Annotated in this window: 5 protein-coding genes; all 5 read left to right on the top strand. The window is 57.0% G+C overall.

Annotation, left to right across the window (positions count from 1 at the left end; translation table 11 throughout):
* The first annotated feature begins 186 nt into the window (after positions 1-186).
* From upp to guaA, 5 genes are read left to right on the top strand one after another with little or no spacing between them, the layout of a single operon-like run.
* The gene (gene upp / locus ACO5R6_RS04885) at positions 187-816 is read left to right on the top strand and encodes a uracil phosphoribosyltransferase (protein ID WP_485626105.1); all 630 of its coding nucleotides are present in this window, start codon (positions 187-189) and stop codon (positions 814-816) included.
* A complete protein-coding gene (locus ACO5R6_RS04880; RefSeq protein WP_485626067.1) occupies positions 816-1,346 on the top strand; it encodes a shikimate kinase in 531 nt (176 codons plus the stop codon). The genes upp and ACO5R6_RS04880 overlap by 1 nt, the downstream gene beginning before the upstream one ends.
* Before the next feature lie 8 nt (positions 1,347-1,354).
* On the top strand, positions 1,355-2,755 hold the full coding sequence (trkA, locus tag ACO5R6_RS04875) for a Trk system potassium transporter TrkA (RefSeq protein ID WP_485626066.1): 1,401 nt from the start codon (positions 1,355-1,357) through the stop codon (positions 2,753-2,755).
* Positions 2,756-2,767: 12 nt separating this feature from the next.
* On the top strand, positions 2,768-4,252 hold the full coding sequence (locus ACO5R6_RS04870; protein ID WP_485626065.1) for a TrkH family potassium uptake protein: 1,485 nt from the start codon (positions 2,768-2,770) through the stop codon (positions 4,250-4,252).
* A gap of 51 nt (positions 4,253-4,303) precedes the next feature.
* Positions 4,304-5,848: a glutamine-hydrolyzing GMP synthase gene (gene guaA / locus ACO5R6_RS04865; protein WP_485626064.1), complete on the top strand. Its 1,545-nt coding sequence runs from the start codon at positions 4,304-4,306 to the stop codon at positions 5,846-5,848.
* The last annotated feature ends 86 nt before the right edge of the window (positions 5,849-5,934 follow it).

Genomic DNA, 5,934 nt, shown 5'->3' with positions numbered 1-5,934 from the left:
AGTCGGAGCGGAGCAGTCGGAGCGGAGCAGTCGGAGCGGAGCAGTCGGAGCGGAGAAGTCGGAGCGGAGAAGTCGGAGCGGAGCAGTCGGAGCGGGCGAGCCGGGACAGATTGACTTATAGGAGACTAAAACTTAAAATTGTGGCAGCGTGTGTCAAGCAAGTTGGAGGCTTACAATATGGTAGAAATGGATAATGTAATCATCATGGACCACCCGCTCATCAAGCATAAGATTTCTATGCTTCGTGATATCCATACCGGGACCAATGAGTTTCGGACTCTGGTCGGTGAGATTGCTATGTTAGAGGCCTTTGAGGCCCTGCGCGATCTGCCCATGGAGGACAGGGAGGTCGAGACGCCTCTTGAGAAGGCCATGGTTCCCTACATCTCAGGCAAGAAGATGGCAATTGTTCCCATCCTCCGCGCAGGTCTGGGGATGGTGGACGGAGTCCTGACCCTGGTTCCCACGGCCAAAGTGGGACATATCGGCCTCTACCGTGACCCTGAGACCCATGAGCCTCACGAGTACTACTGCAAGCTGCCCGCCCCGATTGAGCAGAGAACCATTTTGGTCGTTGACCCCATGCTGGCAACCGGCGGTTCCGGTGTCGAGGCGGTTGACTTCATCAAGCAGCACGGCGGCAAGAAGATCAAGTTCATGTGCATCCTGGCAGCGCCGGAGGGAATCAAGCGCCTGCATGAGGCGCACCCCGATGTGCAGATCTATGTGGGCTGCGTGGATCGGGAACTCAATGAGGACGCCTATATCTGTCCCGGTCTTGGCGATGCGGGTGACCGTATCTTCGGAACCAAGTAATGGCCAAGACAAATATCGTCCTGATCGGGATGCCGGGCTGTGGAAAGAGCACCGTCGGCGTTGTCCTGGCTAAGTTGCTGAAAAGGCGTTTCGTCGACTCGGACCTGGTCATCCAGGAGAGGACCGGAATGCTCCTAAGAGAGATCATCGCCCGGGAGGGGATCGATGGATTTAAGGCCATCGAGGACCGGATCAACGCCTCGCTCGAGGTCGAGAACGCGGTCATTGCCACCGGGGGATCCGCAGTCTATGGCAGCAGGGCCATGGCTCACCTGGGTGAGACGGGCTTGATTGTCTACCTGCGGCTGTCCTACGCGGCCCTTACAGACCGCCTGGGAAGCCTGGAAGCCAGGGGCGTCGTGCATCGGCCGGGACAGACCCTTCGGGACCTCTACGAGGAGAGAAGTCGTCTCTATGAGAAATACGCGGATCTTATAATCGATGAGGACAATCTTGACCTTGAGGCCACGGTCAGTCGCGCGGTCGGACAAATTGAAGAGGCGCTCACAAAAGAGCGCGGGCAGGAGTAGACAGGTCCATGTTTCGTAATCAGATGCAAGAAATCGCTGTCAAGGCAGCGGCTTTAAAGATTATCATTGTTGGCGCAGGCAAGGTGGGATCCACCCTGGCGGAGCAGCTCTCCAAGGAGGGCAATGATATTACGGTCATTGATTCCAACCGCAATAAGGTACAGGACCTGACCAACCGCCTGGATATCATGGGTATTGTTGGCAACGGAGCCACATTCGCCAAGCTGGAGGATGCCGGGATCAAGGAGGCGGACCTCTTCATCGCGGTGACCAGGTCGGATGAACTCAACCTCCTCTGCTGTACGATTGCCAAGCGGTCGTCCGATGTCGCCTCGATTGCCCGCGTCCGCTCGCCCGAGTACTCCGCGGAGATCGGCTTCCTGCGTGAACGCCTGGGACTTGCCATGGTGATCAATCCGGACCTGGAGCTGGCCCGGGAGGCGTCTCGGATCCTCTATCTGCCCAGCGCCCTGGAGGTCAATTCCTTCGCCCGCGGGCAGGCGGAACTGATCAAGCTGCGCATTCCCGAGGGGTCTGCCCTGGACGGCCAGTCTCTGGCTGATTTCGGCAAGAACCACTTGGGCAATGTGGTCCTGGGCGCAGTCGAGCGTCAGGGCGACGTGATGATCCCCAAGGGGGATACGGTCATGTCGGCGGGAGATACGCTGACATTCGTGGCTTCTCCCAAGAGCGCCAGGAGTTTCATGAAGAGCGTGGGAGTCGAGAATAAGCCCATCCGAAACTGCATGATTGTGGGGGGAGGAAGAGCGGCCTACTATCTGACAAGCCAGCTTCTGAATATGGGGATCGAGGTCAAGATCATCGAGAGGGACCTGGACCGGTGCAATGAGCTGACAGAACTTCTGCCCGAAGCGGTCATCATTCACGGTGACGGTACGGATGAAGACCTCCTGCTAGAGGAGCAGCTGCGGGGGACGGAGGCATTTGTCCCCCTGACCGGCATGGACGAGGAGAATATCATGCTGGCCCTCCACGCCAAGAAGGAGTCCAAGGCCAAGCTTGTCACCAAGATCAACCGGACCACCTTCGATGCGGTGGTGGAAGATCTGGATCTGGGATCTGTCTTAAGCCCCCGCTATCTGACGTCTGACGCCATCATTGCCTATGTCAGGGCAAAGAGGGCCTCCGGAACGTCGAATATTGAGACCCTCTACCATCTCTTCGACAACCGGGTGGAGGCTCTGGAATTCCGGGTGGACGAGGACAAGCGGATCACCAATATCCCCCTGCGTGATCTTCAGTTGCAGCCCAATACCCTGGTCTGCTTCATCAATCACAGGGGGCACCTGATCTTCCCCTCCGGCGACGATATGATCCATGTGGGTGATACGGTTATGATTATTACGACCAATGTCGGTTATACGGAAATCTGCGACATTCTGGCGTAAGGGGGCGGTGAGATGAACGGTTCAATGATTCGCTATGTCTTAAGCCACATCGCCCGGATTGAGGGGATTCTTCTCTTCCTGCCGGGCCTGGTCGCCATGATCTATCGGGAGCAGCAGGGAGTCGTCTATGTTGTCCTGGGAATCCTGTGCATCCTGATCGGTACTTTTCTGGGGAGGAAGAGGCCCGAGAACAATACCTTCTATCTGAAAGAGGGCTGTATCACAACGGCCTTGAGTTGGCTTCTGCTCTCAGCGGTTGGCGCGATCCCCTTTGTCATCACGGGGGAGATCCCGGCCTACACCGATGCCCTCTTCGAGACCATCTCCGGATTCACCACAACGGGGTCCTCTATCCTAAGCGATGTGGAGGCCCTGTCCCATACATCCCTCTTCTGGCGGAGCTTCACCCACTGGGTGGGCGGTATGGGGATCCTGGTATTTATGCTTGCGATCATCCCCATGGTCGGCGGTTCTCCCATCAACCTGATGCGGGCAGAGAGCCCAGGCCCGGAAGTCGACAAGACCCTGCCGAAGATGCGCCAGTCCGCGGGAATGCTTTACATCATCTATGCGGTCTTGACCCTGTCGCAGATCATTCTCCTGATCCTCTCCCGCATGCCGGTCTTTGACGCGATCTGCCTGGCCCTGGGTACGGCGGGAACCGGAGGCTTCGGGATTCTGAACTCCTCGGTCGCAAGCTATAATGTCGTGTCCCAGTGGATCATTACCATCTTCATGATCCTCTTCGGGATCAACTTCAACTTCTACTATTTCCTGGCGGACAGGAAGGCCAGGAAGGCCCTGGCCATGGAGGAGGTGCACGTCTATCTGGGGATAATTCTCCTGGCGATAGTTGTCATCACGATTAACATCCTGCCCATGACGGGGGGCTTTTTCGATGCCCTCACCAAGTCCGCCTTCCAGGTGGGATCCATCGTCACGACAACAGGATTCTCCACAGCAGACTTCGATCTCTGGCCCAAGCTCTCCCAGCTGATCCTGGTCCTGCTCATGTTCATGGGGGCCTGCGCCGGCTCGACGGGCGGCGGGATGAAGGTCTCCCGGATCTGGATCCTCTTCAAGTCCATCAAGAAGGAGATGCACCTGTATCTGCATCCTAAAAATGTGGAGAAGGTCTACATGGACAGGCACCCGGTCGAGCACGACACCATGCGGTCCGTCAACATCTACCTGGCTGTCTATATCGTGATCTTCCTGGCTTCTCTGGTCGGGATCTGCGCCATTGAAAATACGGACTTAGTCACGGCCTTCACATCGGTCGCTGCCACCTTCAACAATATCGGTCCCGGCCTGTCCCTGGTCGGCCCTACGGCCAATTTCAGCTGGATGCACCCGGTGAGCAAGTATATTCTGATGTTTGATATGCTGGCCGGGCGACTGGAAATCTGGCCTATGCTCCTTTTGTTCTATCCGAGACTATGGAAGAATGCCATCGGGCTTTACAATTCCTATCGCCGGATGGAGAACAGAAGCTGAGGGGTCAAGCTTAATTCGATTGAAATCACTAAGAAAGACGAGGAAACCAAGATGCCGGAGCGTGTCATTGTGATTGATTACGGCGGCCAGTACAACCAGCTGGTGGCCCGCCGTGTTCGGGAGAACAAGGTATATTGCGAGATCTACTCCTATAAGACTCCGATCGAGCAGATTAAGGCAATGCAGCCCAAGGGAATCATCCTGACCGGCGGTCCCAACAGCGTCTACGAGGAGGGAGCTGCCGGGGCTCCCGGAGAGCTCTTCGCGCTGGGGATTCCGGTTCTGGGTCTTTGCTATGGAGCCCAGCTTATGATGCAGGTCTTAGGGGGCAAGGTCGAGCGGGCCAATGAGAAAGAATTCGGGAAGACCCATATGAAAGTGGACCGGCCCGAGAGCCCTCTTTTCTCTGATGTCCCCGCGGAGTCCGTTGTCTGGATGAGCCACAACGACTATGTCACAAGACTGGCCCCCGGCTTCTCGGTCATCGCGCATACGGATAACTGCCCCAACGCGGCATTTGCCGAGGAGGACCGGAATCTCTATGGATTCCAGTACCACCCGGAAGTCCTCCACTCGGAGTACGGACAGCAGATGCTGGCCAATTTCGTCCTGAAGATCTGCGGGTGCTCGGGCGACTGGCGGATGGATGATTTCGCAGACCGGACGATTGAGGCCCTGCGGCATAAGATCGGGGACGGCAAGGTTCTCTGCGGGCTCTCCGGTGGCGTGGACTCCTCCGTCGCTGCGGTCCTCCTATCGAAGGCGATCGGGAAGCAGCTGACCTGTGTCTTCGTCGATCATGGGCTCCTGCGCAAGGATGAGGGAGACCAGGTGGAGGCCGTCTTCGGCCCGGACGGTCCCTATGAACTCAACTTCGTCCGGGTCAATGCAAAAGACCGCTTCTATGAGAAGCTGGCCGGGGTCGAGGAGCCGGAGAAAAAGCGCAAGATGATCGGGGAGGAGTTCATCCGTGTCTTCGAGGCGGAGGCCAAGAAGATCGGACGGGTCGACTATCTGGTCCAGGGGACCATCTATCCCGATGTCGTGGAGTCCGGTCTGGGCGGCGAGTCCGCAACGATCAAGTCCCACCACAATGTGGGGGGGCTGCCGGAATATGTTGATTTCAAGGAGATCGTGGAGCCTCTCCGCGACCTCTTCAAGGATGAAGTCCGCAAGGTTGGTCTGCACCTGGGCATCCCCAGGGAATTAGTCATGCGCCAGCCCTTCCCCGGTCCCGGCCTTGGCATTCGGATCATCGGGGCCATCACAGAGGAGAAGGTCCGGATTGTCCAGGAGGCAGACGCTATCTTCCGGGAGGAGATGGAGAGGGCCGGCCTCGACAAGACCGCGGGACAGTACTTCGCCGCCCTGACCAACATGCGGTCCGTCGGTGTTATGGGTGATGAGCGGACTTACGATTATGCCGTCGCCCTTCGGGCTGTCAATACGGTAGACTTCATGACGGCAGACGCGGTGGAAATCCCCTATGAAGTCTTGAAGAGGGTGACAAGCCGGATCATCAATGAGGTCAGCCATGTCAACCGGGTCTTCTATGACATCACGTCCAAGCCGCCCGGGACGATTGAGTTTGAATAACAGAAGCAAATATGTTACTGTCACAAAACCGTTGAAAACAGTGGGATTTAGCGATTGAACGGTGCAAAAAAACTCTTGGGTGATAC

Source organism: Shuttleworthella sp. (genome assembly GCF_057251025.1).
This window is presented reverse-complemented; position numbering and strand designations above follow the sequence as displayed.

Excerpts from the sequence above, each read along its gene's own strand:
- trkA (WP_485626066.1), top strand. The coding sequence starts at position 1,355 with ATGTTTCGTAATCAGATGCAAGAAATCGCTGTCAAGGCAGCGGCTTTA.
- upp (WP_485626105.1), top strand. The coding sequence starts at position 187 with ATGGATAATGTAATCATCATGGACCACCCGCTCATCAAGCATAAGATT.
- guaA (WP_485626064.1), top strand. The coding sequence starts at position 4,304 with ATGCCGGAGCGTGTCATTGTGATTGATTACGGCGGCCAGTACAACCAG.
- ACO5R6_RS04880 (WP_485626067.1), top strand. The coding sequence starts at position 816 with ATGGCCAAGACAAATATCGTCCTGATCGGGATGCCGGGCTGTGGAAAG.
- ACO5R6_RS04870 (WP_485626065.1), top strand. The coding sequence starts at position 2,768 with ATGAACGGTTCAATGATTCGCTATGTCTTAAGCCACATCGCCCGGATT.